We start from the raw sequence: 25,837 nt of genomic DNA, 5'->3' as shown, positions 1-25,837 counted from the left end.
GGACGCGGGCCGTGTTCAGTCGTCGAAGTGAGTCTTGGAGCCCGCCGTGCTCGTGGTGGTCCCCAGTTCCCTCATCAGCGCGTGGTCGCGGGCTGCGACCCGGCCGTCCCTGAGCACGTTCAACTGCAGCCCGGAGTCGTAGACGTACGGAGTGGTCGCCTCCAACGTCGCTGCCGGACGTGCGTAGTTGAGCGCGAACGGTTGCATCGTCTCTCCCTCGCCGGTACTGCCTCTCGCCGACGGCCTCTCCCCACGACGCCGTCAGGTCAGCCGACATCCTTCGGCTTCCAGAGACTTATACGAATCGAACGAGTGATTGGTTTCCTTACACTGCGTAATCACGGTCGGCGGGGCGTCTCCGGCTCCCGTCCGTCGAGCCGCAGAGCCGCCCGGTCGGTGGCGGAACCGCGCAGCGTGCGCAGGGCGAGCAGCAGGACACCGATGTCGTCGAGGTACACCGGGTCCGGCACCAGATCGGTGGGCAGCACGAAGTACAACAGGGCGCCCCAGAAGACCCAGCGGGGCCCGGTGGGCAGTCCCGCCCGCCGCAGACCGCGACGGGTTCTCACGAGCCGCACCAGCAGCCCCACGGCCACCGCGAGCGCCAGCGCCGCGAGCACCGCGACGACGACGATCAGTGCTGTGGTCGAATCCACGGGCCGACCTCCTCCTCCGGGCGCCGAACGGCCCGCTGTCTGACGGATTCCCGTATCCGGTCCCCCTATGGCTCACCGAGGGCCCTCTCACACCCGTGGCTCATCCGAGTGGCACGCCGCCGGGTACCCGCTTACGAATGGGTCATCTCAATGTCGCGGTCGCACGCCGGGGGCGCGTAGGAGCGACCGCACTCTTTGTCTGGAGCAGAGCATGACCACCGGCCCGACAGCAGCTCACCCGAACGAACCCGGCATACCGATGGACCGGTCGTACGGCGATCCCGTCGGCGACCTGGTGCGTGCCGCCGTGGCCGACCGTCCCCTGGAGGACGTCGTCCACCTCATCACCCTGATGGAACAGTCGCCCCAGTACGCGCAGGCCACCGCCGCGGCCCTGCGTACCGTCGGCGTGGACCGGTCCGTGGAGGACGTCACCCGGCTGGTCGCCCTGCTGACCCGGCCGCCACGGGACGCGGACAGCGCCGACGAGGCGATCCGGGCCGCCGCCGAGTCCCGTCCCGTCGAGGACGTGACCCGTCTGGTGGCCCTGCTGAACCGGTCCGAACTCCAGCCGCACTGCGGGCAGGAGGCGGTGCGCGCGGCGGCGACCGGCCGACCCGTCGAGGAACTCGTCGAGCTCATCGGGCGGTTGGCGACGGAGACACCCCCGCAGCCGTCGTACGAGGCGCACGACCCGTACGGCGAGGAGTGGCGGCCCGAAGCGGAGATGCCGGGGCCGGGCGCCTTCCCGGCGCCGCCACCGCATCCGCCCGCGTCGGCGCGGCCCCGAAGGACATCGGTCTGGCCGGCCAGGGTGGCCGCCCTGGCACTGCTGGTCTGCGGTGTGCTGTGCTTCCCGGCACACCCGGGCGGGGCGTCCCCGCAGGTGTACGGATTCGTGCTCGGGGTGTCGGCCCTGTGCGTCCTGCTCGCCCTGCTGACGCTCCGGCCCGTCCTTGCGGTGCTGGCCCTCGCGGTCGTCGTGCCGGCCGGGATCGCCGCGGGCCAGCTGCTCGACGGACGGTTCCGCTCGGCCGGGCTCGCCCGAGCCGTGGAACTTCCGCTCGCGCCGGCCTGGCTCGCGGGGACGGCGGCCGCGTGCGCCTCGCTGGCCGCGCTGACCGCTCTGGTGGTCCACCTCGCGTCCCCGGCACCTGCGAGGAGCGGCCCGACGGAGCGGCGGATCGTGGAGGCGCTCCGCGAGACGGCCGAGGCTCCGCTGTCCGCCCAGCGTCCCTGAAGCCGCTAGGAGCTGTCCCCTGCCCGCAGGCCGCCCAGCACGCGGTCCGGTGTCAGGGGCAGCTCGCGCAGGCGTACGCCGGTGGCGTGGAAGACGGCGTTGCCGATCGCGGCGGCCGTCCCCACGATGCCGATCTCGCCGATGCCCTTGCTGCCCATGGGGTTGAGGCGGCTGTCGTCCTCGTCGATCCAGTGCGCCTCGATGTCGGGCACGTCGGCGTGCGTGGGCACGTGGTACGCGGCCAGATCCGACTCGGTGAAGTCGCCGAACGCGGCGTCCATCGTGCTGCCCTCGGTCAGGGCCATGCCGAGTCCCATGGTCATGCCGCCGACGAACTGGGAGCGCGCGGTACGGGCGTTCAGGATGTGCCCGGCGGCATACACCCCGAGCAGTCGGCGTACCCGGGTCTCGCCGGTGACCGTGTCGACGGCGACCTCCGCGAAGTGGGCGCCGAAGGCGTGCCGGGCGAAGGGGCTGTCGGCGTCGGCCCGGCCGGCCGTGTCGGCCCGGACCTCAAGGCCCTCCGCGGGCAGCGGCCCTTCGGCCAGGCGCTCCGCCAGCCGGGCGCACGCCTCGTGCACCGCCCAGCCCCAGGACGCGGTGCCCGACGAGCCGCCGGCCAGCGACGCGGGGGGCAGTTCGCTGCTGCCCACCTCGGTCCGCACGCGGCCGACGGGCACGGCGAGCGCGTCCGCGGCGATCTGCGTGAGCACGGTCCGGGCCCCGGTGCCGATGTCGGTGGCGTTGATCCGGACGAGGAAGGTCCCGTCGGGCAGCGCCCGCGCCGCTGCCGTGGACGGCTGCGTCATGACGGGATAGACGGCGGCCGCCACCCCGGATCCCACCAGCAGGGGACCCTCGGCGCGGGAGCGCGGACGTGGGTCCCGTTCGGCCCAGCGAAAGCGCCGCGCGCCCTCGCGCAGACACTCGACCAGGTGCCTGCTGCTGAAGGGCTTGCCGCTGTCGGGCTCGGTGCCCGGCTCGTTGACGATCCTCAACTCCACCGGGTCCATGCCGAGTTCGCCGGCCAGCTCGTCCATGGCGGACTCCAGGGCGTACATGCCCGGAGCCTCGCCGGGGGCCCGCATCCAGGACGGGGTGGGCACGTCGAGCGGCGCCACGCGGTGTGCCGTACGGGAGTCGGGGGCGGCGTACATCACGCGTGCGGGCACCGCGGCCTGCTCCACGAACTCCTTGACGCGCGAGGTGTGGGTGGTGACCTCGTGGATCAGGGAGGTGAGCTGTCCGTCGGGGTGGGCCCCGAGGCGCAGCCGGTGCAGGGTCGGGGCGCGGTGACCGACGACGGAGGGCAGGAAACGGCGGGGGAGCGCCAGGGTGACGGGCCGTCCGGTGTGCCGGGCCGCCATCGCGGCGAGCACCACGTCCGGGCGGGGCGTGCCCTTCGAGCCGAAACCGCCGCCCACGTGCTCGGCGCGAACGGTGACCTGGTCCTCCGGGAGGCCGAACAGCTGGGCCAGGACGGAGCGTACGACCGTGGAGCCCTGTGTGGAGGTGTGCACCGTGAGCCGGCCGTCGTGCCACTCGGCCGTCGTCGCGTGCGGTTCCATCGGGTGGTTGTGCAGCGGGGGCACCCGGTAGTCGGCGTCGATCCGGACCTGGGCGGACGCGAACGCGCCCTCGGGGTCGCCGTGTTCGCGGCTTCCCGGGTATCCGCCGTTGGCCTGCTCGGGGGCGTACGCCTCCGGGTGCGTGGTGGTCAGGGTGACGTCGTGGTCCTCCACGGCGTAGTCGACGCGGACGGTGGCGGCACCGGCACGGGCGGCCTCCAGGGTCTCGCCCACCACCAGGGCGACGAGCCAACCGCGGTGCGGGACACGGGAGTCGCGCAGCACGGCGAGCGTGGGGTCCTCCGGCTCGGACAGTTTCGGCGCGTTCTCGTGGGTGAGCACGGCCAGGACCCCGGGCACGTCCAGAGCGGCTGCGGTGTCGATGGCGGTGACCCGGCCCCGGGCGATCGAGGCGGGCACGGGCCAGGCGTGCGCGCGGCCGGGAGCGGGCTGTTCGGCGGCGTAGCGGGCGGTGCCGGTGACCTTCTCCCGGCCCTCGCGGCGCTCGACGGGAGCACCCAGGGCGGTGGCGGCGGTCTGCACAGGGGCGTCCATGCGTCCTCCTCAGATCCTGGCGGTCGCGGTGAGACGGGTCAGGACGTCCAGGGCGAGCGAACGCGCCAGGGGCACCTTGTAGCCGTTGTCCCGCAGCGGCTCGGCGGCGGAGAGCTCCAGGTCGACGGCGTGCTCGAACGCGGCCGCCGTGGGCGCGGCACCCAGCAGCGCCTGCTCCGCCCGCCGGGCCCGCCAGGGCCGGTGCGCCAGCGCGCCGAAGGCGATCCCGGCATGGTCGACCACCCCGTCCGTCACCCGCACCACGGCGGCCACCGAGGCGAGGGCGAAGGCGTACGACGCCCGGTCCCTGGCCTTGCGATAGGCGGACGGCAGTCCGGCTGAGGCCGCGGGCAGCACCACCCCGGTGATGAGTTCGCCGGGGAGGATCTCGGTGTCCCGCTCGGGGTGTTCCCCCGGCAGGCGATGGAAGTCGGCCACGGGCACGCTCCGGGCGCCCTCGGTGCCGTACAGCTCGACGCGGGCGTCCAGCGCGGCGAGCGCGACGGCCATGTCCGAGGGGTGGGTGGCGATGCAGTGCGGGGAGTGCCCGAGCACCGCGTGGTCCCGGTGCACGCCCTGGCGTGCGCCGCAACCGCTGCTCGGCGTCCGCTTGTTGCAGGGTTTGGACAGGTCCTGGAAGTAGGGGCAGCGGGTGCGCTGGAGCAGGTTGCCGCCCGTGGTGGCCGCGTTGCGCAGTTGCCCCGAGGCGCCCGCGAGCAGGGCCTGGGACAGGGCCGGGTACCGGTCGCGCACGGCCGGATGGGCCGCGAGGTCGCTGTTGCGGACCGTGGCGCCGACGCGCAGCGAGCCGTCCGGGAGCTCGTGGACCTCGTCCAGGGGCAGCCGGCTGACGTCGACGAGCACGTCCGGCTGTTCGACGCCGAGCTTCATCAGGTCGACCAGGTTGGTGCCGCCGCCGAGGTAGCGGGCGCCGGGTCGGGCGGCGAAGAGCTCCGCCGCCTCTTCGGGGCTGGAGGCGCGTACGTAGTCGAAGGTCTTCACCGGATCACGTCCTCGACCGCGTCGACGATGCGTGGATAGGCGCCGCAGCGGCACAGGTTGCCGCTGAGCCGCTCGCGGATCTCGTCCCGGTCCAGCGGTACGGGACGGCCGGCGGGCGCGTCGCCGGTGACGCGCGAGGGGTGGCCCGCCGCGGCCTCGTCGAGCATGCCGAGCGCCGAGCAGAGCTGGCCCGGGGTGCAGTAGCCGCACTGGAAGGCGTCGCGGTCCAGGAAGGCCTGTTGCAGGGGATGCAGTTCCTCCCCGTCGCCCAGGCCCTCGACGGTGCGGACCTCGCTGCCGTCCAGGGCGACCGCGAGCAGCAGACAGCTGTTGACGCGGCGCCCGTCCACCAGGACCGTGCAGGCGCCGCACTGACCGTGGTCGCAGCCCTTCCTGGCGCCCCACAGGTCCAGGTCCTCGCGCAGTACGTCGAGCAGGACCCGCCGGTGGTCGACGAGGAGGGTGTGGGGTGTGCCGTTGACCGTGAGCTTCGTCTCCGAGCAGGTGGCACTGTCGTTGTTCTCGCCGCTCATGATGACGGTGACCTTCCGGACGGACCGAGGGGCTGTCCCCCTCGCGTATCCACAGCGGGCGCTCCGACACCTCCCGTCACCCCGCCAAAGGGCTCCGCCTAGGCTGATGTCATGGACACCGACGTGCTGCGCGCCGCCTATGAGGCCTTCGCGGCCGTCGTACGCCCGCTCGACGACGAGGAGTCCTGGCGGCCCACCGGATGCGCGGGCTGGGTGGTGCGCGACCTGGTCTTCCACTGTGCCGGTGACGCGCAGCGGGCCCTGGTCGCCCTGCACACGCCCGCGGCCGGGCCGCCCGACCGGGACGCGGTGACCTACTGGCAGGACTGGGCGCCGGACCCGGCCGGCGCGGCGAACGGGCGGCGCTTCGAGCGGGTGAGCGCCAGCATGTTCCTCGACTTCCGTCAGCTGCGCGACCTGTATCTGGAGACCACCGCGGCCACCGTGAACGCCGCCGCCGACGCCCGGCCGGATCTGTGGGTCGCCACGCAGGGCCGTGTGCTGACGGCCGGGGACCTCGTGCTCACCCTCGTCGTCGAGGCCACCGTCCACCACCTCGACCTCGTCATCGACCTGCCGGACGCACCCGGCCCCGCACCTGCCGGCCTGGCCGCGGTGCGTGCCACCCTCGACGACCTCCTCGGGCGGCCCCTTCCGCTCGACTGGAGCGACGAGCACTACGCCCGCGCCGCCACCGGACGCGCACCGCTCACGGAACCCGAACGCCGTGCCCTCGGCACGGACGCGGACCGGTTCCCGCTCTTCAGCTGATCTGCCGGTCCGGGTCCTCGTCACGGGCCGGCGGCCGCAGGGTGCCCTTCCAGCGCCCGAACGTCTTGGACAGCTGCTGCAACGGCGAGGTGGCCTCGGGGTCCGCCCGGGGCTCCGGGGCGTTCTCGCGGTAGATCGCCAGGGCCTCGTTGGCCCGCTCGGCCGCCTCCCGGTACAGGTCCCGGGACTTCGTCATGGCCTCCAGCGCCTCGGAGTACATCGCCACGAGCGCCCGTTCGCGTGCGAGCTCCTCCTCCAGCGTCAACAGCTGCCACTGCTCCCGCAGCGCGGTCACGGCCGCCTCGGCGCCCTCCGGAAGAGGCTTGGGCATCGCGGCGTAGCGCGTCACGGTCGCGATGAGCTCGGTGGGCTCCGAGCCGTCGAGGAACACATTGCGTACGGAGAAGTCCTGGCCGTCGAAGCCGGGCGGCACCGGCGTCCCGGGCAGCACCACGGCACCGCCGCGCGGCACCTCCACGCCGAACTCCTTCACCGCCCAGTTCAGGACCCGCAGTTGGTGCGGCTGCGCCCGGTGCTCGACCACCCGGTGGCGCAGGCTCGGCGGCAGCATGTCCGCCAGCGGGCGGCGGCCGCTCGCGCCGGGGGTCATGGCCTCGTGGACGACGACATGCACCGCCCAGCTGCCGCGCACGGCCTGCCGGAGCACCCGCCGTACGTCCTTGTCCTCCTCGGGCAGCATGCTCAGGTCCCTCAGGCGCAGCCCCGTGGCCGCGTCGCGGTCCCAGAAGACGTCTTCGGCGTCGGGCCAGAACATGGTCGCGGGCGAGGGCCATCGCAGGTCCCACGGCTGCTCGGCCTCGGCCGCCAGCACCCACTCCTGTCCGCCGCTCGACACGGGGGCGAGCGACAGCCGGGCCCGGACGGTCACTTCGTCGGGGACCCGCCAGCGGGCCTCGAAGATCCGCTCCGGGGCGTCCCCGGTCTCGGACGGCTCCTGGAAGTCGTCGAGGGTCGCGTTCTCCTTCAGTCGCTCCAGGTTTCGGCGCAGGACGTCGGCCGCATCGGATCCGAGATGGCGGCCGTGGGCCAGCCAGACGGTGGAAGGTGCCGTGGGGTCTGCCGTGGGAGTGCTTGACATGGGTCCATCTGTGAGAAGGAGTGGTGCCTGCCGGGGCCAAGTATCGTCGTCGCCGGCCCGTACGGACCAGGCGGGGTCCGGCAGGCGGACATGCCCGGCGTGCGGCGCCCGCCGGTACGGAACGCTCACCGTGAACTGCCCCGCGCACACGGGGCGCACACGCTCCGCACAGAGCAACCGCGGTTCACTCGTGCCCGGTTCGCGGGCCGGCACGCCAAAATGACCTCTCGAACAGGGCCCGCCCACCATCCGCATTGGGGCGAGCCCTGTTCGTCGTCTCCGCCCGCTTGCGCGATTCGGCTGGCTGAATATATCGGCAGCCGATATATTCGCGTTCATGGCACCCAGGAACATGACACAGGCGGCCTTCTTCGTCCTGACCGCCCTCGCCGACCAGCCGCGGCACGGCTACGGCATCCTGCGCGAGGTCGAGGACCTCTCCGAGGGTGCCGTGCAGATGCGCGTCGGCACCCTCTACGGCGTACTGGACCGGCTCACCGCCGACGGACTGATCGTGCTGGACCGCGAGGAGGTGCAGTCGGGCAGGCTCCGGCGTTACTACCGCCTCACCGACGAGGGCACCGCGGCCCTGGCCGCCGAGGCGGAGCGGCTGGCCGCCGGAGCGAGCGCCGCCAAGAAGCGGATCGCCGAGGGGCGCCGTACATCCCAAGGTGCTCCCGGCACCACCGACGTGCCCGCCACGGGGCCCGGACTCGCCGGAGGACTGGCATGACGACGCTGCTCGAAGCCCGCTATCGCGCGGTTCTGCGCCTGCTGCCCGCCTATTACCGGCGCGAGCGGGAGGAGGAGATGGTCGAGACCTACCTCTGGGACGTCGACCAGGAGACCCAGGAGCAGAGCCGGCCCACCCTCGGGGAGGTGGCGAGCATCGTGGCCCTGGCCGTGCGCTGCAGGCTCGGCGCGGGGGGTGCGCCCCGCCGCTACGCCGTGCTCGGCTCGGCCGTCCGCCTCTTCGCCCTCTTCGCCGTGCTGCTCCAGGCGGCGTCCGCCGTGGCCGACCGGGTCCTCGGGCTGACCTGGGCGTCGACCCGAGGCGGGAGCCAGTGGGACATGTTCACGGACGGCTTCACGGGCCACGGGGTATGGGACGGCACCGGCGCGGTCGCCCAGTGGTTCCTGCCGCTGCTGTGGACGGTCGCCTACGTCGCCCTCCTGCGCGACCACCGCCGCCTCGCCCAGGTCTCCGCGCTCGTGGCGGCCCTGCCGACGCTGTGGCCGCTGGCCGACATCTGGGCCCGCGACTTCGCCCCGTCGGACTCCGCCTACGTCGTCGCGGCCGCCGTGCTGGCCTGGGCGTCGGCGCTGGCGCTGTGCGCCGCCCACCACCGCGACGTGCCCGCGGCGGCCCTGCCCGCGGGCACGCCCGGCCTGGTCTTCGCCGCCTCCTGCGTGCTGATGGGCGGCTCCGTCGTGGCGCTGCCCGGCGGGGTCGACACCGTCTGGGCGCCCGTCACCTGCTACCTCGTGACGGCCCTCGCCTGGCTGCTGTACCGCGCGCGGGGCGAGCGCCGCGTGCCCGCCGAAGAGGCCGCCGCCCTCGCGGCACTGGGGCTGCTCCTCCTGGCGGTCCGGATCACCGCGGTCTACCCGTGGCTCGACGCCCTGCCCGGGGCGCTGCGCGTGGGTGTCCTGACCCAGGCGGCGGCCCTGGTGACCCTGACCGCCGCGCTGGCCGTCGTGAGCGGACGCGACTTGCTCAGCCGTGGTACGTGATGTACCCGTTGCCGTCCCGGTCGTCGGCCCTCTTGGTGTACGCGTGGGTGTCGGCGTGCGCCCCCGAGCGCTTGTAGAGGTAGATCGTGTCCTTGTCGTTGTTCCAGATGAAGTTGCAGTTGTTGCGGTAGACGACGTTGTTCCCGTCGGAATCGGTGCCGTGGCCGCCGCGCAGCTTCACGTAGTCGCCGGGCTGGAGCGTGTGGTTCTTCGTGAACGTGAACTTGTTGGTGCTGGTGGAGTCCCTGACGACGTACCCCTTGAGGTTCACCGTCGCGGTCCGCGAGTAGTTCTTGATCGTCAGGTACTCCTCGTCGGTGTTGCCGGTGGCACAGCTGTTGGAGTCCCGGCCCGGGGCGTCGTACTGGACGCCCTTGATCTTCAGCGCCGACGAGTACTCGGCGGCGTGGGCCGGGACCGCGGTCAGCACGGTCAGCGCACCTGCGGCCGCGACGACGGCTATGTGTCCTCTGCGCATGGGAAAAGCCCCCCTGTGAAGGTCTCGTGAAGAAGACCTGGAGCGTATACAACGCCGAGCACCAAGGGGGGCTTTTCGGTTGAATCAGTAACCTACTCGGAATGTGGCGTCCTGCTTCTCGGTGGTGGTGGAGACGGGGTCGATACGCAGGACGTAGTTGGAGTGGCGGATGTAGCGGGTCGGGTTGTTGTACGAGCGGAAGGAGGCCCAGCTCGCGTCCGCGAGGCCCGCGGTGCGGTAGAAGGTCGCGTCACCGGCGAAGGTCGACGTGCCGTCGTTGACGTCGAGTCGGAGGGCGTAGTTGTAGTGCCGCAGGTAGCGGTCGGGGTAGTTGACCGACCGGAAGGACACGCCGGAACTGTCGGCGAGGCCCGGGACGAGGGTCCACAAGGAGTCCTTGTACGGCTCGATCGGGTACTCGTCGATGCGGCCCGTGTAGTCGGAGTGGCGGACGTAGCGAGCCGGGAAGTTGTAGGACTTGAGCCGGTTCCACGCCGGGGCGCCCCACTTGGTGAGCAGGTTGTTGTACTCGGCCGTGGTGATCGTGGCGATGCCGCAGTGCTTGGAGTTGACCGGCTGGGTGTAGGCCTTCTGGTCCAGAGGGGTCCAGGTGCCGGTGGCGGGGCTGCTGGACTGCCAGGCGTAGAAGACGCCGTTGGGGGTGTAGGTGTCTCCCCACAGCCACCAGGTTCCGGAGGTGAGGGACTTGACCACGGTGGGGGCTTCGGTGCCGCCGTGGGACACGCCCGCGCTGTACTCGGTGAAGCTGCCCGGGTTCAGGGTGGTGGATCTGGCGCTCACCAGGGTCTGGTTCTTCTTGAAGAAGAGGTAGTTGTAGCCGCTCACCCCGAGGGCCATGTCGCCGTCGATGACGTCGTAGCCGGGGTCGAAGAAGACCTGCGGGGCCGAGGCGGTGACGAAGTCACTGGTGTAGTTGACCATGATCACGTTGTGGCCGCTGGAGTTGACCGCGGAGTAGATCACCGCGTACTGGCCCCGACCCGCGTCCCAGAACGCCTCGGGGGCCCAGCTGTGGGTCGTCATGTCGTGCAGCTTCAGGCGCCGGTAGCCGGTGAAGGTGCGCAGGTCGGCGGAGTCCCAGACGTGGATGTACTGGCTGTTGTAGCTCCAGTCGGTGCCCTTGAGGTCGGTGGCGAGCGCGACGAAGGTGCCGTCCTGCTTGCGCATGAGGAACGGGTCGCGCAGGCCCAGGGCGCCGGCGGTGGGGGTGACCAGGGGGTTGTTCTGGTTGAGCGGCGTCCAGTTGAGCCCGTCGGGGCTCACGGCCAGGTGGAGCCCGTAGTCGGTGCCGTCGCCGAGGTTGGTCGACTCGGTGAAGTAGACCATCGCGTACGCCGAGTCGGCGGCCTGCGCGGTGCCCGCGCCGAGCGTCAGGGCGAGCGGCACGGCGGCCGTCATGCCCAGGAGGCCGCGACGGGACAGGTGGGGGTTTGCGCTCATCTTGTTCTCCAAGCTGGCGTGCGGGGGCACCTCAAGTGACCGGTATTTCGAACACGGTTCGGTAAATCGGTCAGAAAGTAGGCCCTGGCCGTGGGCGCGTCAATCGTCCTGTCACTCTTTTGTGATTCCTGTGCACCCGGGGCGCTCGGGAGCGCCCCGGGGCGGGTGGGTCAGCGCTGGGTGTAGATGAAGCCGATCTTGTCGACCTCGTCGCCGCCACGGCCGTGGAACCCGGCGATCTGCCAGCCGGTCGGTGCGGTGCGGGTCACGCAGTCGGAGGTGGTGGTGCCGCCGGCCAGGGTGCGGCCGAGGTTGGTCGAGAACTTGGCGTAGAAGATCCGCGTGTGGCCGCTGTACTCGCCCTGGCAGAGCTGGGCCGCGGCCACGTATTCCCCGCTGCCCAGGGTCAGGGAGGACGCGGTGCCGCCGGTTCCGCCGTGGGTGAGCGCGGTGCCGTTGGCCAGAGTGAGGCCCAGTTGGTCGACGCGGGATCCGGCCCGCAGGGCGACCGTGGTGGCGCGGGTACCGGCCGGGACGGCGGCGATGTCGTTGAAGTAGTCGCCGTGCGGGCCGCCGTACTGGTCGCTGAGCCGGTAGGCGGAGTTGCGCGACCAGGTGAAGCCGACGGTGATCGGGTCGTGGTCGGAGAGCATCAGGTTGTCGCTGGTGAGGAACTTGGCGTGCTCGTTGTTGTACGAGGTGGCGTTGAGGGAGACGAGGGGGCTGCTGCGGTAGAGGACCTTGTCGACGACCTCGCAGGTGTTGGGGACGGTGGTGCCGGTCTGGTCGCAGACCAGGGCGTCGCTGCCCTTGGCGGGCGGAGTGCCGCCACGGATCAGCTGGACCCAGGGGTCGGTGAGGCCGTTGGCGGCGGCGAACTCGGCGATGGTGTCGCCGGAGCGCGTGTAGCGGGTGTTGGTGTCACCCATGACCACGACGGCGTTGCCGGCGGAGTGGGCCTTGATGAACGCGGTGAGCTGGTTGAGGTTGTCCGCGCGCGAGGCGAGGTCTCCGTCGTTGGTGCCGGCGTTGGTGTGCAGGTTGTAGAAGTCGACGTAGACGCCCTCGGCGAGGCGCTCGCGCATGAAGGTGAAGCCCTTGGGGGTGAGGCAGTCGCCCGAGTCCACCTGGCAGGAGTTCCAGCGCACCCGCTCGAAGTCGTCGGTGTCGTACGGGATTTTGGACAGGGTGTTCAGGCCGCTGCCGATGCCGGCGCCGCCACTGGTGGGGGTGCGGTAGGCGTGGTTCGTGTCGCCCGCGTAGAGGTAGGCGTGGTAGTTGAAGTCCTCCTCCACGTGGACGATGTCGTACGGCGCGATCCGCTGGCCGATCGCCGTGGTGCTGGACTCGCGGGGTGTGGACGCGCTGGAGATGGCCGAGGGCAGGCCGGCCACGTTGTAGCTGAGGACGCTGAAGCTGCCCGAGTCGGCGGCCGTGGCGGTCGGGGCGGCCGCGGTGAGTCCGCCGAGGACGGCGGTGGTCGTCGCCAGAGCGGCGAGAAGTCTGCGCATGGGGGGTGTCTCCTGCAGGAGTGGCACGGGTGAAGTGGCGGGGCGGAAGAGAAGTTACCGCTGGTTACCCCATGTTGTCGCCGTCTTCCGCACGCCCGGATCGTCAAGTTCCCAGCGCCGGACCGGGCGTTGGGTCCCCGTGCCGACCGCCGTTCATCTCTCCTTCACGCGCGGTGGCTGAATCCCGGCCCTGTGGCGCCGCGGTTCTCGAGCGATACGAGGTGTGGAATTTCTGCGCGGCATATCTGTCTACGATATGAAGATCGTAGGGAGAGGGAACGCGTGTGAGTGAACCACCAGTCCTCGTCTGCCCGGAGTGCGGGGCGCCCAGGGCGGCGGACGGCACTCCCTCCTGCACCTGCGCACACCGCGCATCCGAGGCCCACCGCGAGTCCCGTACGGCCGATGCGGCCGCGGCGGAGGACTTCGACCCGGTGCGCATCCGGCCCTTCGTGGAGGTCGGCGAGGAACCCGCGGACCCGGCTGGAGAGCCGGAACAGCTGGCCCCGGCAGGGGACTTGAGTGCGACCGCCCTGGTCCCGGTGGACGCGGGACCGGCAACCCGCGAGGAGCCGCGCGTCCCGTCCCCGGCCGACAGCGCCCCGCACGGCCGTGGGCGGCGGAACCTGATCGTCGCCGGGGCGGGGGCAGCCGTCGCCGTCCTGGTCACGGGCGGCTTCGTCGGCGGGCTCTTCACCTACGACGGCCCTTCACGGGACGGCTCCGTGGCCGGCGGCGTACGCGCGGGCGTGCCGGAAGCGCCCCCGTCGTCCAGCGCTCCCTCCGTCACGGCGTCTTCTCCTACGGCGGCCTCGACGCGGTCGTCCGCACCGCCCTCTTCCTCGCCGACCGCGGAGTCCAGTGACAGCGCGTCCCCGACGGGGACCACCACCCCGACCGGCGCCCCGTCGAGCGCCGCCGCCACCGCCACGGTGGGCCCCGGCCCGACGGCGCCGAGCGGCCGGCCTCCCGTCCTCGGCCTCGGTGACCAGGGGCCCGAGGTCGTCGAACTCCAGCTCCGCCTGCGGCAGGTCGGCGTCTACGCCGGGGAGGCCGACGGCGACTTCGACCAGCAGGTCGAGAACGCGGTGCGCACCTACCAGGTCAGCCGGTTCGTCGTCGAGGACGAGGCCGGCGTCTATGGCACGGCGACGCGCGCCGCGCTCGAGTCGGAGACCTCGCAGCCGTGACGGCTCAGGGCTGTGTCCGGTGCCTGTCGGATGGGTGTGCCCGGTCGTAGGGGCGGGGGTAACCGGTCGGCGCGTAGGGGAGGTAGCGGGCCGGTGAGGCCGGATCGGCTTCGGTGGCACGGGAGTTGAGTGCGGCGGGATCACTGCCGAGCCAGTGGCCGCTGCTGATCCGGTCCTCCAGTGCGTGCAGGGCGGCGATCTGCTCGCCGGGACTGAAGGTGCAGTGGCCCGCGTTGTCGACATAGCGCTGTCGCAGCAGCGGAGCCGAGCCCCCGGCTGTGGCGGCCCGGCGGTAGGCGCTCTCGGACTGCACCGGGATCAGTGCGTCGCCGGTGGTGTGGATGGTCAGTTGGGGCTTGGTGAGGCGGCCGGTGAAGGTGCTCGTACGGGTCATCCAGTCGACGGCCTTCCTGTCGGCGCGGGTGCGCGGGGTCTTGTCGAGGGCGTTGAGGTCGGACTTCAGGGAGAGACCGGCCTTCGCGTACAGCTCCTTGACCTCCTTGAGGTAGGGGGAGTCACGGAGCATCGCGTGGTAGTCCACGCCGGTGTTCCACGACATGTTCCCGCCCGCCCGGGCCTCGGCCTCCTGACGCCACACGAAGGCGGGGAACTTCACCAGTCCGACGATGGCCTGGTACTGGCCCAACTGCTGGGCGTCCCGGTCGGTGGGCGCGGGCCGGGGCTGTGAAGGGTCGTTCCAGCCGGGGATGTTGTGCAGGGCCGCGGCGAGCGCGATGCGGGCCCGTCCGTCGGCGGTCCACTGCGCCGCGGTGAGGACGGCCGTCATGTCGTCGGAGGCCCGGGTGGCGGCGGCCGGGCTCCGCAGCCCGGTCAGCGGGATGCCGGAGCCGGGTGCGAGGAGCGTCTTCAGCGCGAAGACCGGGTCCAGCGTGCTGTTCCAGTTGGCGACACCGCCCTGGACCAGACCGCACATCGACAGGGAACCGGCGAGACGGGACGCGTGGCGTTCCGCGAGGGCGGTCGTGACGAGGCCGCCGTAGGACGTGCCCCAGGCGATGGTGCGCCCCGCGCGTCCGAAGCGGGCGGTGAAGGTGTCGAGGGTGGCGAGCTGGTCGGGTACGGCCTCGGTGACGGCCCAGCCGGTGGTGGCGTACGAGGATCCGATGAGCGCGTAACCCTGCTTCATGAGCAGGGACTTCGTGGTGTCGTCGGGCGCGTTGCGGGCCTCGTTGGGGACGCCGGGCGGTGTGTAGCCGTGGCTGTAGAGGAGGACCGTGCCGTTCCAGCCGGCCGGCACGTCCATGAGGTAGGTCGCGCCGGACGGCAGGCGGCCCTCGACATGGACGTCCTCGGCGGCGTGGGCGGCCGGGGTGAGGGGAGCGGCGAGCAGCAGTGCCGCCACGGTGACGAGCGTGCGGGTGCGGATGCGGTGCATCACGAGACGTGGGCTCCTTGGGGGCAGTCCGTATTTTGCTGCGGTCGGGGGGACTGACACCGGCGAAAGTAGGCGTGTACATTGCGGGCGTCAATGATGTGCACAACATCAATGGACGGGTCGTGAGGCGCTCTGACGCCTCGTCAGGAGGGCCCCATGCAAAGGCGCGTGCTCGGACTTGCCGTTGCGGTGGTGACCCTCGCGGGCGCCGCCGGATGCGGATCGTCGAACTCCGGGAGCGGCGGCACATCATCCGCGGACGGAGCGAAGAAGACCCAGGTCACCGTCGGTGTCATCCCCATCGTCGACGTGGCGCCCCTCTACCTCGGGCAGAAGCAGGGGTTCTTCGCCCGTCGCGGGATCGAGCTGAAGATGGTGACCGCGCAGGGCGGTGCGGCGATCATCCCCGGGGTGGTGAGCGGTCAGTTCCAGTTCGGCTTCAGCAACACCACGTCCCTGATGCTCGCCCAGACCAAGGGCGTCCCGGTGAAGTCCGTGGTCAACGGGGCGGCTTCCAACGGCAAGGTCGGAGCCGACGTCACCGGTGTCCTGGTGAAGAAGGACAGCCGGGTGAAGTCCGCGAAGGACCTGGCCGGACGCACGGTCGCCGTGAACACCCTCCAGAACATCGGAGACACCACGGTCCGCGAGTCGGTGCGCGAGGACGGCGGCGACCCGGCGAAGGTGAAGTTCGTCGAGATCCCGTTCGACCAGATGCCGGCCGCGCTGGACGGCGGTCGCGTGGACGCCGCGTGGATGGGTGAGCCGGCCCAGACCGTGGCCAAGGCGCAGGGCGCCCGGGTCATCGCCTCGCCCTTCGCCGAGACCGATCCGAAGCTCACGGTCGCGACCTGGTTCACCTCGACGAAGATCGCACAGCAGAACCCCGACCTGGTGGAGAAGTTCACCGAGGCCATGACGGAGTCACTCGAGTACGCGAGCGGCCACCCGGACGAGGCCCGGCAGATCCTCACCGTCTACACCAAGATCAGCGGCGATGTGCTGACCAAGCTCATCCTTCCCAGCTGGCCGCCCCAGGTCGACACGGCTTCACTGGAGAAGCTCGCCGCGCTCGGCGAGGAGGACGGCATCTTCGGCGACAAGAAGCCGGACATCCAGGCGCTGTTCTCCTGAGGGGGCTGCGTGCTGGGTCCTAGAGAGGGTGCCGTTCGGCCCAGAGGTCCCCGCCCCATTCCAGGAGCCGGGCGAGGTCCTCGTCGGACGGGCGGGGCGCGGCCGAGGGGGTGTGGGTGCCCCGGGAGATGTTGCCGCTGACGGTGATGTTGTGCTCCACGCGGGGGCGGCGCAGTCTCTCGTAGAGGCCGAGCGCGGCCTCCGTGTCCGGTGCGTCCCGCAGGGACTTGGCGAGGACGACGGCGTCCTCCAGTGCCATCGAGGCACCCTGGCCGGTCGCGGGGGAGGCCGCGTGGGCGGCGTCACCGATGAGCACGGTCCGCCCGGAGCGCCACGGGGTGCCGGTGGGGATCTCGGTGGCGTTGGTGACCATGAGGTCGTCACCGGTGGTCGCGACGAGATCCGCGGCCGGCGTGGCGTCCTTGCGCAGCAGCGGCAGCAACAGGGCACGCCAGTCGGCGGGCGTGCCCTGCGCCAACTCCTCGGCGGGCAGCGGGTCGCCGCTCACCCGGGCGAACCAGTACACCTCCCCGTCCGGCGACACCGCGTACCCGAAGGCGGCCCCGCTGCCGCGGACCATGGTGATGCAGGCGTCCGTGCGGGGAGGAGACGCGGCGCGCGTGTAGCCGTAGAAGACGTACTGCCCGGCGTAGAAGGGCCGCGTCCCTGGTGAGACCGAGCGTCGTACGGTGGAGTTCAGGCCGTCGGCGCCGATCAGCAGGTCGCCGGTCGTGGTGGTGCCGTCGGCGAAGTGCGCGGTGACCCCGTCGGGACCGTCCTCGACGGAGGCGAGCCGTGCGCCGTGCCGGACGGTGATGCCCCGGCGCGCGGCCTCCGCCTGGAGCGCGGTGTTGAGGTCGCCGCGGCGCAGGCACCGGTAGTGGAGCAGCGGGTCGGAGGTCTCGCCCATGGGGGCGTGCGCCCGCTCGGTGCCCGTGTCGTCGAGGACCCGCAGTGAGGTCAGCGGGAAGCCGATCGCGGTGACCGCCGCGGAGGCGCCCAACTGGGCGAGGGTACGCATGCCGTTGCTCGCCAGGGTGAGGAACGCGCCCAGGTCCTCGGCCGAGTCGGGATGCGCCTCGTGCACGACGGCCTCGAAGCCCGCCTTGTGCAACGCCAGAGCCACCGCCGTACCGGCGATACCGCCACCGATGACCAGTACGCGTGCCACACCCACCCCGTTCGTCCCGCGTCCGCCCGCACGGCCGTACGGACACGGAAGGAACGACCGGGCGGCGGCGGGGGTTCCGCCGCCGCCCGGCCTCTGTCAGGCGCCGCTCTCGCGCAGCATGTCCTCGCGCTCGACGAGCTTCACGCGCGCGCGGCCCTGCGGCTCGCCCAGCGCCTTCTCGGCGGCGTCCAGCTTGTACCAGCCCTCCCAGGTGGTGAAGCGGACGTTCCGCTCGGCGAGGAACGCGTCCACGGCCTCCGGCTCGGGCGAACCCGGGGTCTGCAGACGCTCGTTCGCGAAGTCGTCCAGAAGGTTCGAGACCGTCTCGTTGGCATCGCCCTTGGTGTGGCCGATGAGGCCCACCGGGCCGCGCCGGATCCAGCCGGTGACGTACGTCGACTGCAGGTGCTCGCCGCTCTCCTGCATGACCCGGCCGCCCTCGTCCGGGACCGTGCCCGAGTCGATGTCCCAGGGCAGCTTGGGCAGCTTGTCGGAGAGGTAGCCGACCGCGCGGTAGACCGCGGTGACGTCCCAGTCCTTGAACTCGCCGGTCCCCTTGACGTTGCCGGTGCCGTCGAGGGCGGTGCGCTCGGTGCGCAGACCGACGACCTTGCCGTCCTCGCCGAGGATCTCGGTGGGCGACTCGAAGAAGTGCAGGAACAGCTTGTGCGGGCGGTCGCCGACGTCGCGGATCGCCCAGTTCTCCAGGGTCTTGGCGACCATGTCGGCCTGCTTGTTGCCGCGCCGGGTCTCGATCGAGCCCTCGTCGTAGTCGATGTCCTCGGGGTCGACGATGACCTCGATGGTGGGGGAGTGGTCCAGCTCGCGCAGCTCCATCGGGGAGAACTTCGCCTGCGCCGGGCCACGGCGGCCGAAGACGTGGACCTCCAGCGCCTTGTTGGCCTTGAGGCCCTCGTGGACGTTCGGCGGGATCTCCGTCGGCAGGAGTTCGTCGGCCGTCTTGGCCAGGATGCGCGCCACGTCGAGGGCGACGTTGCCGACGCCGAGGACGGCGACCTTCTCGGCCTCCAGGGGCCAGGTGCGCGGCACGTCCGGGTGGCCGTCGTACCAGGAGACGAAGTCGGCGGCGCCGTACGAGCCGTCGAGCTCGATGCCCGGTATGCGTAGCTCGCGGTCGGCGGTCGCGCCCGTGGAGAAGATCACGGCGTCGTAGAACGCGCGCAGGTCGTCCAGGTTGATGTCGGTCGGGTAGTCGACGTTGCCGAACAGGCGGATCTGCGGCTTGTCGAGCACCTGGTGCAGGGCCGTGATGATGCCCTTGATCCGGGGGTGGTCCGGAGCCACGCCGTAACGGATCAGTCCGAACGGGGCCGGCATCCGCTCGAAGAGGTCGATGGAGACGCCCGGTGCGGTGGCCACATCGGACTTGAGCAGCGCGTCGGCGGCGTAGATCCCGGCGGGGCCGGCTCCGACGATGGCTACCCGCAGGGGGCGGGGCATGATCAGGTTCCCTTCGAGCGGTGACAGATCAACTCGGGGGAAGCCTAAGCTAAGGCAAGCCTAAGTCGGTACGCGGGTCCACTCTATGAGCTCATAAGGTCACCTTATGAGTGGCCAGGGGTCTCGAAGCCGGTCACGGGAGCTGCTGTTCCGCCCAGATGACCTTGCCCGCGGGGGTGTACCGGGTGCCCCAGCGGTCGCTGAGCTGGGCGACGAGGAACAGTCCGCGGCCGCCCTCGTCGGTCATGGCCGCGTACCGCAGATGCGGTGAGGTGCTGCTGCTGTCGTAGACCTCGCAGATCAGGGCGCGGTCGTACAGCACGCGGACGTGGATGGGGTCGCCACCGTAGCGGATCGCGTTGGTGACGAGCTCGCTCAGGATCAGCTCCGTGGTGAACGCCAGGTCGTCCAGGTCCCAGCGGGCGAGCTGCCGGGACACGGTCGCCCGGACGTCGGCGACGGCCGCCGGGTCGCCGGGGACCTGCCACTCCGCGATCCGGTCGGCCGCCAGCGCCCGAGTGCGGGCCACTATCAGGGCGATGTCGTCGGTGGCCCGGGCCGGCGGCCGCGCGTCCAGCACGGCCCGGCAGGTGTCCTCGGGCGAGGGGCCCGCCTGCTCCAGCGCGGTACGGAGCAGCTCCAGGCCCACGTCGATGTCGCGCTCCCGGTCCTCCACGAGTCCGTCCGTGTAGAGCACCAGGCGGCTGCCCTCGGCGAGTTCCAGGTCGGCCGTCTCGAACGGCAGGCCGCCGAGGCCGAGCGGGGGACCGGCGGGCACGTCGGCGTACTCGACACTGCCGTCGGGGTGGATGACGGCGGGCGGCGGATGGCCGGCCCGGGCGACCGTGCACAGCCGGGAGACCGGGTCGTAGACGGCGTACAGGCAAGTGGCCCCCGTGACGGGGGAGTTGCCGCTCTCCTCCGCCTCGTCCTGGTCGATCCGGGCGACCAACTCGTCGAGCAGCGCGAGCAGTTCGTCGGGCGGCAGGTCCAGGGCGGAGAAGTTGTGCACCGCCGTGCGCAGCCTGCCCATCGTGGCCGCGGCGTGCAGCCCGTGCCCCACGACGTCGCCGACCACGAGCGCCACCCGCGCACCGGAGAGCGGGAGGACGTCGAACCAGTCGCCGCCCACCCCGGCCTGCGCGGGCAGGTACTTGTAGGCGATGTCCAGGGCGTCCTGCTCGGGCAGCCGGCGCGGCAGCAGACTGCGCTGGAGGGTCACCGCCATGGTGTGCTCGCGGGTGTAGCGGCGGGCGTTGTCGATGGAGACCGCGGCCCGGGTGACGAGCTCCTCGGCGAGGGCGACCTCTTCGGTGTCGAAGGGCTGCGGCTTGTCCGAGCGCCAGAAGCTGACCGTGCCCAGGACGAGACTGCCTGCCCGCAGGGGGACGGCGATCAGCGAGTGGATGCCGTACTCGATGACATGGGCGGAGCGCTCCGTGTCCTGCGCGCGCCATCCGGCGGCCTCGGCCAGACGCGACTCCAGGACGGCCCGGCCGCTGCTGATGCCGCGGGACTGGGGAGCGGAGTCGACCAGGGGAATGCGCTCGCCGACCTTGTACAGCGGGGCGTCCTCGCGGATGCCGCTGAGCGCGGTGCGGCGCAGGGTGGTCGCCGCCTCCGGCTGGCCCCCGCTGAGCACCGCGTCGAAGAGGTCGACGGTGGCGAAGTCCGCGAACCTCGGGACGGCGAGCTCGGCCAGTTCCTCGGCGGTGCGGGTCACGTCCAGGCTCGTGCCGATGCCGACCGTGGCGTCGTACAGCATGTCGAGGCGCTCGCGGGCGACCTCGGCGCGTCCGGACAGGGCGCGCAGCTCGGTGGAGTCGCGCAGGGTGGCGACGCTGCCCGGCGGGCCGCCCTGGATGTCGGTGGGCCGCTGGTTGACCGCGAGGAGACGGTCCTTGACCCGGTGCACCTCATCGGTGGCGACGCGCCCGGACGCCAGCAGCCCGGCGATGTCGGCGGGGAGTGCGAGGTCCAGGACGTGCCGGCCCTCGGAGTCGGCGGGCAGGTCGAGCAGCCGGTGGGCCTCGTCGTTGGCGAGCAGCAGCCGCCCCTCGCCGCCGACGATCAGCACACCCTCGCGTACGGCGTGCAGCACCGCGTCGTGGTGCTCGTACATGCGCGTCATCTCGTGCGGGCCCAGACCGTGCGTCTGGCGCAGCAGCCGTCGGCTGACCAGCGCCGTGCCCGCCGTGGCCAGGGCGAGCCCCACCGCGGCGGCCATCAGGAGCAGCGGCAGCTGCTGGTCGGCGGTGCCGCCCACCTTGGCGGTGGTGATGCCGGCCGACACCAGGCCCACGACCTTGCCGTCGTCCGCCTTGATCGGGACGACGGCCTGCACGAGCGGTCCGATGGTGCCCGTGATGTCCTCGGTCACCACACGTCCGGCCAGCGCGGGGGCGATGTCCCCGACGAACTTCTTGCCGATGCGGTCCGGCTTGGGGTGCGTGTACCGGATGCCTTCGGTGTCCATGACGACGATGAAGTCCACGTCGGTCGCCCGACGGGCCGCCTCGGCACGCGGCTGGAGCACCGCCGAGGGGTCCGGACTGCTGAGGGCCTCGACGGTGCCCGGGGCATTGGCGAAGGCCTGGGCCACGGCCACCGAACGGTTGCGGGCCTCAATGGTGCTGTCGTGCCGTACCTGGAGCACCAGGGCCACCACCGCGGCCACGACCAGCAGCAGCACGATCACGACCTGGAGGACGAACACCTGTCCGGCCACGCTGCGTCCGCCGACCGCCGCCCGCAGCGCTCCCGGCGGCCGTCGCGTCCGGGCTCCGTCGCGCTCCGCCCGCGTGGGCGAACTGCCCCTCAACGGGCCCTCGTGGCGGTCGTCGGCGTGGTCGGGTGTCTGCGGTGGGCGGGGACCGCCGGGGCGACGGGCCGGCCCGCCCCCGAAGCGGCCCAGGAGTCGGACCATGTGCCCATGTCTACACTGCCGCGTCCCGGGAGGCGAGGGGCGTCACACCGTGTGACGGCCCATCGAAAGCCGGCACAGCTTGTCATGCGGAGCTCCTCATGGTGACCGCGACGGAGCTGTCCGCCGAGTGGCGAGCAGCAGCGCGATGTCGTCGGGCCGGTCCACGGCGTGCCGGGCGGTCGCCGTGAGCCGGTCCGCCACGCCCGCCAGGAACCTGCTGCCCGGCCGGGCGGCCGGAGTGCCGGCCTTCGCGAGGGCCACCCGCAGGGCGGTGATGCCCTCGTCGATGTCGGTGCCGGACCGTTCCACCAGCCCGTCGGTGTAGAGCGCAAGGATCGCGCCCGGCTCCATCTGGAGCTCGGTCACCGGATAGCGGGCCCGCGGGGCCACCCCGAGGACCACCCCGCCGGGCAGGTCCAGGACCCGGGTGCGACCGTCGGGGCTGCGCAGCAGGGGCGGCGGATGTCCGGCGCGGGCCGCCCTGGCCACGCCGGTGGCGGGGTCGAGCCGGATGTAGCAGCAGCTGGCGAACAGACCGGGGTCGAGGTCGATGAGGAGATGGTTGGTGCTGCTCATGACCTCGTCCGGCGGCCGGTCCCCGAGTGCGAACGCCCTGACCGCGCTGCGCAGCTGACCCATGGTGGCCGCGGCCTGCACCCCGTGCCCCTGGACGTCCCCGATGACCAGGGCCAGCCCGTCACCGGACTCGACGACGTCGTACCAGTCGCCGCCGACGTCCATCCCCGCGGTGCCCGGCAGATAGCGCCCGGCGGTCTCCACCAGTGGATGCGCCGACAGGCGGCGGGGCAGGAGCGCCTGCTGGAGGCCCCGGGCGAGCACGGTCTCCGACTCGTAGCGCTGCGCCTTCTCCATGGCGTGGGCGATGAGTCCGGCCAGCGCGGTGAGGACCGTGCGCTCCTCGGTGCTGAAGCTGCGCGGCCGGTCGAAGCCGAGGATGCAGGAGCCGACCGGGCGCCCGGAGGCGATCAGCGGCAGGAAGGCCCGGGCGCCCTCGGTGGCGTCCAGGGCGATGCCGGGATAGGCGGCCGTCAGCTGTTCCATCGAGTCGAAGAACAGCGGACGGCCGGTGGTGAGGGTCTCCACGCCGGGCAGGTGCGTGCCCATGTCCACACCGTCGAAGGGCGCGAGAAAGCCCTTGGGGAAACCGGTCTCCCACTCCAGGTACAGATGCCGTTCCTGGAGCAGGTAGATCGCGAGCCGGCGACCGCCGAACGCCGGGAGCAGCTCCCGCATCACGACGGCGGACACCTGGCGGGCGGTGACCGCCTCGGTCAGGGCGATGGCCAGCGCGATCGGCCGGTACAGGTGCGCCAGGGGGCTGACGCCCGCCTCGGACACCTGGGCGGCCCCCTGCCCCGCGGGACTGCCCGTCACCCGGCTCGCGGGCCGCACCGTACAGGTCAGCCGGTCCGGCCCGGGGTGCACGGAGAGGGCGAGCCAGTCGCCTTCGTACGGGTGGGGGGCGGGGGTGGGGTTTTGCGGGGGCGCTTGAGGGGGTGGGGCCGTGGGGTCTGTGGGGGGTGAAGGGTCTGTGGGGTGGGCGGGTGGTGGTTCGGCGCTTTCGGCGGGCGGTGGTCCGGCGTTCCCGGCGGGTGGTGGTCCGGTCTGTTGAGTGGACCTCAGCGACCCCGCGTCCTGGGCAGGCGGTGGTCCGGCGTCCCGAGGGGACCGCGGTGACCCGGTGTCCTGAGCGGACGGCGGTGTCCCGGAGTCCTGCGTGGGCGGTCGTCCGAGATGGAAGTGGACCGGGTCCGAGGTGAGGAGGGCCGCTCTCAGGTGGTCCTCGAACTCGGGGCGGGCCAGCCAGGGCACGGCCTCCCACAGGTCGCGGCCCACGAGCTCGGCGCGGGGGCGGCCCAGGAGCTCGGCGGCGCGCGGGTTCGCGTAGACGACCAGGCCCAGCCGGTCCACGCAGAACACGCCGTCGGGCAGCAGGTCGGCCGCCGAGTCCGCCGTGGGGGCCGGGCCCGGGGCCAGGACGACGCCCCGTACCGCGGGGGCGGCGGGCGGTTCGTAGGCGTTCCACAGGTCCAGCAGGCGCAGCTCGCCGTCCTCCGCCCGCAGGTAGAGGGGCAGCGCGGGAGGGCGGCCGGCGGCGGTGTCGCGCAGGGAGGCCAGGATGCGGTGCGCGTCACTGGGGGCCACGGCCTCGGCGAACGCCTCGGTCGTACCGGAGAACTCGCTGGGCGGCACGCCGAGGAGGGTGTGGAGGTCCTCGTCCAGGGCGATGTCGGCCGCCTCGGGGTCCCAGGCGAAGCGTCCGGCACGTCCCGCGAACGTCGAGGAGGTCGGCGGCCGCAGGCAGACGGGCTCACCCTCCCAGGCAACCTGGTCCGGGTCCGCGTCCTCCAGGCCCCGCAGCGCCTCGCCCAGCTCCTGGGCGAGGCGCACCATCCGGTCACGGCCGGACAGCACCTCGGCGGCGTCGGTGACGGCCGGGCGCAGCACCGTCAGCACACCGAAGGTCGTCGAACCGCTGACGACGGGCACGTAGAGCGAACCGAACTGGAACGGCAGGCCCGCGGCGAACTGCGGGTAGCGCCGCATCGTCTCGGTGGCGTTCGGCAGGACCACCTGGACACCGAGCCGGTAGGCGTCGGCGACGGGGAAAGGGCGGTCGGCGTGCAGCCGCCACCAGGGGCGGAACAGCGGTCCGGGGAGCCCCGACAGGACGGCGAGCCGGAGCAGTCCGGGCGTGCGGGAGCGCAGATAGACCCCTCCGGCGTGGCCGCCGGCCGCACTGATCGCCTCTGTCGAAGCGTCGATCAGCAGCGCCGCCAGCCGCCCGGCCATGGGTCGTGGGTCCTCGACGCTCCCAGTCATCGGCCCTACCTAGTCCGTGCACCGTCCCGCGGGCGACACAGCAAGAATGCGCCACAAGGACACCGGCCCGCACCCGGGCGGCCATATGTATACCTCCCTCGCCCTGCTGGACAACCATCGGTCGGACTCTTAGGCTGAACCTCCAGATTTAGACAATAAGTCTATCGAGTCCCTGGACGGAGCGCCGATGGTGAAGGGCGACGTCGACGGTGCGGACGAGCACCTCATCGGTGAGGCCGAGAAGATCGCTGTCGCGCTCGGCCGTATGTTTCCGGGCCTGTGCGAGGTGGTGCTGCACGATCTGCGGGATCCGCGGCAGGCGATCCGGGCGATCGAGAACAACCTCTCCGGCCGCCGGGTCGGGGACTCCGCGACCGAGCTGGGGCTGGCGCGCATCGCCGATCCGGAGTACCCGAGCGTGATCCAGAACTACCCCAATCGGTTCCCCGACGGCCGCCCGGCCAAGAGCACGTCCATCGGGATAAAGAACGAGGCCGGTGAGTACATCGCGGCCCTGTGTCTCAATCTCGACGTGTCGGTGCTGTCACCCGTGACGCTCGCCCTGTCGAACCTCGTGGCCACCGACACCGAGCACCGCGAGCAGTCCCTGGAGACCCTGCGGGACCGCACCACGCGCGAACTGCGCCGGACGGTGGAGGAGTTGGCCGCGGAGCGCGCCGCCACGCCCCGCTCGCTGAGCAGACAGGACAAGAAGGAGCTCGTACGGCGGCTGCACCGGGACGGCTACTTCGACTCGCGGGACGCCGCGCAGACCATCGCGGATCTGCTCGGCGTGTCCCGGGCGACCGTCTACAACTACAGCAAGTGAGGGGCTCGCGATGACCTCCGCCGACCGCACCCCGGCCCGCCACACATCACGGAAGAGCGGACCGCCGCGCCCGACGGCACGGTCTTCGAACTGTTCGCCCGCGCCGGGGTGTTCTGCGCCCTGCCCGAACAGGACCTCCGTATGGGCGAGAGCGGGCACGCCCCCTCGGACACGTTCCTCACGCCGCTCGGCGAAGTCCTCACCGGCCGCGCCGACCCGTATCCGGGCCTGGCCCTACTCGAGAAGATGGACATCTCCCTGTGAGCGACGTGAGCCCT

General features: G+C 71.9%; 22 protein-coding genes. 8 read left to right on the top strand and 14 right to left on the bottom strand.

Annotation, left to right across the window (positions count from 1 at the left end):
- Positions 1–15: 15 nt before the first annotated feature.
- Together tgmA and ACGFWE_RS02145 are read right to left on the bottom strand one after the other, a co-directional pair.
- The gene (gene tgmA / locus ACGFWE_RS02150) at positions 16–207 is read right to left on the bottom strand and encodes a putative ATP-grasp-modified RiPP (RefSeq protein ID WP_352385061.1); all 192 of its coding nucleotides are present in this window, start codon (positions 205–207) and stop codon (positions 16–18) included.
- Between the two features lie 131 nt (positions 208–338).
- Positions 339–656, bottom strand: a complete 318-nt coding sequence (locus tag ACGFWE_RS02145) for a YkvA family protein (protein WP_352385062.1) — start codon at positions 654–656, stop codon at positions 339–341.
- Between the two features lie 211 nt (positions 657–867).
- Here ACGFWE_RS02145 and ACGFWE_RS02140 point away from each other — a divergent pair, with 211 nt between their 5' ends.
- On the top strand, positions 868–1,896 hold the full coding sequence (locus ACGFWE_RS02140) for a hypothetical protein (RefSeq protein WP_393597214.1): 1,029 nt from the start codon (positions 868–870) through the stop codon (positions 1,894–1,896).
- Between the two features lie 5 nt (positions 1,897–1,901).
- On the opposite strand, the gene ACGFWE_RS02135 is transcribed toward ACGFWE_RS02140, so the two are convergent.
- From ACGFWE_RS02135 to ACGFWE_RS02125, 3 genes are read right to left on the bottom strand one after another with little or no spacing between them, the layout of a single operon-like run.
- Entirely contained in the window at positions 1,902–4,019 is a 2,118-nt protein-coding gene (locus ACGFWE_RS02135; RefSeq protein WP_393597212.1) for a xanthine dehydrogenase family protein molybdopterin-binding subunit, read from the bottom strand.
- 9 nt (positions 4,020–4,028) lie between these two features.
- Positions 4,029–5,021 carry an FAD binding domain-containing protein gene (locus tag ACGFWE_RS02130; RefSeq protein ID WP_393597210.1) on the bottom strand — a complete coding sequence of 331 codons (993 nt, stop codon included), beginning with the start codon at positions 5,019–5,021 and terminating at the stop codon, positions 4,029–4,031.
- Positions 5,018–5,554 (bottom strand): 2Fe-2S iron-sulfur cluster-binding protein, encoded by a 537-nt coding sequence (locus ACGFWE_RS02125; protein WP_352385070.1) that lies wholly within the window; start codon positions 5,552–5,554, stop codon positions 5,018–5,020. Before ACGFWE_RS02125 ends, ACGFWE_RS02130 begins: the two co-directional genes overlap by 4 nt.
- 111 nt (positions 5,555–5,665) lie before the next feature.
- On the opposite strand from ACGFWE_RS02125, the gene ACGFWE_RS02120 reads away from it, so the two are divergent.
- Positions 5,666–6,325 (top strand): maleylpyruvate isomerase N-terminal domain-containing protein, encoded by a 660-nt coding sequence (locus ACGFWE_RS02120; RefSeq protein ID WP_393597207.1) that lies wholly within the window; start codon positions 5,666–5,668, stop codon positions 6,323–6,325.
- Here ACGFWE_RS02120 and ACGFWE_RS02115 read toward each other — a convergent pair.
- Positions 6,318–7,424 (bottom strand): hypothetical protein, encoded by a 1,107-nt coding sequence (locus ACGFWE_RS02115; protein WP_352385074.1) that lies wholly within the window; start codon positions 7,422–7,424, stop codon positions 6,318–6,320. The two genes, ACGFWE_RS02120 and ACGFWE_RS02115, sit on opposite strands and share 8 nt — an antisense overlap.
- A 352-nt stretch (positions 7,425–7,776) precedes the next feature.
- Here ACGFWE_RS02115 and ACGFWE_RS02110 point away from each other — a divergent pair, with 352 nt between their 5' ends.
- Together ACGFWE_RS02110 and ACGFWE_RS02105 are read left to right on the top strand one after the other, a co-directional pair.
- Complete coding sequence (locus tag ACGFWE_RS02110; RefSeq protein WP_393598902.1) at positions 7,777–8,157, top strand: PadR family transcriptional regulator; 381 nt, start codon at positions 7,777–7,779, stop codon at positions 8,155–8,157.
- Positions 8,154–9,158: a hypothetical protein gene (locus ACGFWE_RS02105; RefSeq protein ID WP_393597205.1), complete on the top strand. Its 1,005-nt coding sequence runs from the start codon at positions 8,154–8,156 to the stop codon at positions 9,156–9,158. Before ACGFWE_RS02110 ends, ACGFWE_RS02105 begins: the two co-directional genes overlap by 4 nt.
- Here ACGFWE_RS02105 and ACGFWE_RS02100 read toward each other — a convergent pair.
- The 3 genes from ACGFWE_RS02100 to ACGFWE_RS02090 form a co-directional block, all read right to left on the bottom strand.
- Complete coding sequence (locus ACGFWE_RS02100) at positions 9,142–9,636, bottom strand: lamin tail domain-containing protein (protein WP_393597203.1); 495 nt, start codon at positions 9,634–9,636, stop codon at positions 9,142–9,144. The two genes, ACGFWE_RS02105 and ACGFWE_RS02100, sit on opposite strands and share 17 nt — an antisense overlap.
- An 84-nt stretch (positions 9,637–9,720) precedes the next feature.
- Positions 9,721–11,097, bottom strand: coding sequence for a glycoside hydrolase family 43 protein (locus ACGFWE_RS02095; protein ID WP_393597202.1), 1,377 nt, complete (start codon positions 11,095–11,097; stop codon positions 9,721–9,723).
- 170 nt (positions 11,098–11,267) lie between these two features.
- The gene (locus tag ACGFWE_RS02090) at positions 11,268–12,608 is read right to left on the bottom strand and encodes a jacalin-like lectin (protein ID WP_393597200.1); all 1,341 of its coding nucleotides are present in this window, start codon (positions 12,606–12,608) and stop codon (positions 11,268–11,270) included.
- A 284-nt stretch (positions 12,609–12,892) separates the two neighbouring features.
- Between ACGFWE_RS02090 and ACGFWE_RS02085 the strand changes: the two genes are divergently transcribed.
- Entirely contained in the window at positions 12,893–13,798 is a 906-nt protein-coding gene (locus tag ACGFWE_RS02085; protein ID WP_393597198.1) for a peptidoglycan-binding protein, read from the top strand.
- A 4-nt stretch (positions 13,799–13,802) separates the two neighbouring features.
- Here ACGFWE_RS02085 and ACGFWE_RS02080 read toward each other — a convergent pair whose 3' ends face one another.
- Complete coding sequence (locus ACGFWE_RS02080; protein WP_393598900.1) at positions 13,803–15,194, bottom strand: hypothetical protein; 1,392 nt, start codon at positions 15,192–15,194, stop codon at positions 13,803–13,805.
- 156 nt (positions 15,195–15,350) lie between these two features.
- Here ACGFWE_RS02080 and ACGFWE_RS02075 point away from each other — a divergent pair, with 156 nt between their 5' ends.
- Positions 15,351–16,328 (top strand): ABC transporter substrate-binding protein, encoded by a 978-nt coding sequence (locus ACGFWE_RS02075; RefSeq protein WP_393597196.1) that lies wholly within the window; start codon positions 15,351–15,353, stop codon positions 16,326–16,328.
- A 19-nt stretch (positions 16,329–16,347) separates the two neighbouring features.
- On the opposite strand, the gene ACGFWE_RS02070 is transcribed toward ACGFWE_RS02075, so the two are convergent.
- The 4 genes from ACGFWE_RS02070 to ACGFWE_RS02055 all read right to left on the bottom strand — a co-directional run bounded on the left by ACGFWE_RS02070 (position 16,348) and on the right by ACGFWE_RS02055 (position 24,730).
- On the bottom strand, positions 16,348–17,499 hold the full coding sequence (locus ACGFWE_RS02070) for an FAD-dependent oxidoreductase (protein WP_393597195.1): 1,152 nt from the start codon (positions 17,497–17,499) through the stop codon (positions 16,348–16,350).
- 96 nt (positions 17,500–17,595) lie between these two features.
- Positions 17,596–18,960 carry an FAD-dependent oxidoreductase gene (locus ACGFWE_RS02065; protein WP_393597193.1) on the bottom strand — a complete coding sequence of 455 codons (1,365 nt, stop codon included), beginning with the start codon at positions 18,958–18,960 and terminating at the stop codon, positions 17,596–17,598.
- A gap of 133 nt (positions 18,961–19,093) precedes the next feature.
- Positions 19,094–21,886 (bottom strand): SpoIIE family protein phosphatase, encoded by a 2,793-nt coding sequence (locus ACGFWE_RS02060; protein WP_352385090.1) that lies wholly within the window; start codon positions 21,884–21,886, stop codon positions 19,094–19,096.
- A gap of 96 nt (positions 21,887–21,982) precedes the next feature.
- Positions 21,983–24,730: a SpoIIE family protein phosphatase gene (locus ACGFWE_RS02055; RefSeq protein WP_393597190.1), complete on the bottom strand. Its 2,748-nt coding sequence runs from the start codon at positions 24,728–24,730 to the stop codon at positions 21,983–21,985.
- A 187-nt stretch (positions 24,731–24,917) separates the two neighbouring features.
- Here ACGFWE_RS02055 and ACGFWE_RS02050 point away from each other — a divergent pair, with 187 nt between their 5' ends.
- Together ACGFWE_RS02050 and ACGFWE_RS02045 are read left to right on the top strand one after the other, a co-directional pair.
- Positions 24,918–25,559 carry a transcriptional regulator gene (locus tag ACGFWE_RS02050; protein WP_393597188.1) on the top strand — a complete coding sequence of 214 codons (642 nt, stop codon included), beginning with the start codon at positions 24,918–24,920 and terminating at the stop codon, positions 25,557–25,559.
- A 141-nt stretch (positions 25,560–25,700) separates the two neighbouring features.
- Positions 25,701–25,823 (top strand): hypothetical protein, encoded by a 123-nt coding sequence (locus tag ACGFWE_RS02045; RefSeq protein WP_393597186.1) that lies wholly within the window; start codon positions 25,701–25,703, stop codon positions 25,821–25,823.
- Positions 25,824–25,837 lie beyond the last annotated feature (14 nt).

This window comes from Streptomyces sp. NPDC048523, assembly GCF_043199815.1.
In the GTDB taxonomy this organism is placed as follows: domain Bacteria; phylum Actinomycetota; class Actinomycetes; order Streptomycetales; family Streptomycetaceae; genus Streptomyces.
This window is presented reverse-complemented; position numbering and strand designations above follow the sequence as displayed.

Coding starts and splice junctions, on each gene's coding strand:
- ACGFWE_RS02095 (WP_393597202.1), bottom strand. CDS start 11,097: ATGAGCGCAAACCCCCACCTGTCCCGTCGCGGCCTCCTGGGCATGACG.
- ACGFWE_RS02100 (WP_393597203.1), bottom strand. CDS start 9,636: ATGCGCAGAGGACACATAGCCGTCGTCGCGGCCGCAGGTGCGCTGACC.
- ACGFWE_RS02140 (WP_393597214.1), top strand. CDS start 868: ATGACCACCGGCCCGACAGCAGCTCACCCGAACGAACCCGGCATACCG.
- ACGFWE_RS02055 (WP_393597190.1), bottom strand. CDS start 24,730: ATGACTGGGAGCGTCGAGGACCCACGACCCATGGCCGGGCGGCTGGCG.
- ACGFWE_RS02050 (WP_393597188.1), top strand. CDS start 24,918: ATGGTGAAGGGCGACGTCGACGGTGCGGACGAGCACCTCATCGGTGAG.
- ACGFWE_RS02110 (WP_393598902.1), top strand. CDS start 7,777: ATGACACAGGCGGCCTTCTTCGTCCTGACCGCCCTCGCCGACCAGCCG.
- ACGFWE_RS02080 (WP_393598900.1), bottom strand. CDS start 15,194: ATGCACCGCATCCGCACCCGCACGCTCGTCACCGTGGCGGCACTGCTG.
- ACGFWE_RS02065 (WP_393597193.1), bottom strand. CDS start 18,960: ATGCCCCGCCCCCTGCGGGTAGCCATCGTCGGAGCCGGCCCCGCCGGG.
- ACGFWE_RS02120 (WP_393597207.1), top strand. CDS start 5,666: ATGGACACCGACGTGCTGCGCGCCGCCTATGAGGCCTTCGCGGCCGTC.
- ACGFWE_RS02090 (WP_393597200.1), bottom strand. CDS start 12,608: ATGCGCAGACTTCTCGCCGCTCTGGCGACGACCACCGCCGTCCTCGGC.
- ACGFWE_RS02075 (WP_393597196.1), top strand. CDS start 15,351: ATGCAAAGGCGCGTGCTCGGACTTGCCGTTGCGGTGGTGACCCTCGCG.
- ACGFWE_RS02045 (WP_393597186.1), top strand. CDS start 25,701: ATGGGCGAGAGCGGGCACGCCCCCTCGGACACGTTCCTCACGCCGCTC.
- ACGFWE_RS02125 (WP_352385070.1), bottom strand. CDS start 5,554: ATGAGCGGCGAGAACAACGACAGTGCCACCTGCTCGGAGACGAAGCTC.
- ACGFWE_RS02060 (WP_352385090.1), bottom strand. CDS start 21,886: ATGGTCCGACTCCTGGGCCGCTTCGGGGGCGGGCCGGCCCGTCGCCCC.
- tgmA (WP_352385061.1), bottom strand. CDS start 207: ATGCAACCGTTCGCGCTCAACTACGCACGTCCGGCAGCGACGTTGGAG.
- ACGFWE_RS02115 (WP_352385074.1), bottom strand. CDS start 7,424: ATGTCAAGCACTCCCACGGCAGACCCCACGGCACCTTCCACCGTCTGG.
- ACGFWE_RS02105 (WP_393597205.1), top strand. CDS start 8,154: ATGACGACGCTGCTCGAAGCCCGCTATCGCGCGGTTCTGCGCCTGCTG.
- ACGFWE_RS02135 (WP_393597212.1), bottom strand. CDS start 4,019: ATGGACGCCCCTGTGCAGACCGCCGCCACCGCCCTGGGTGCTCCCGTC.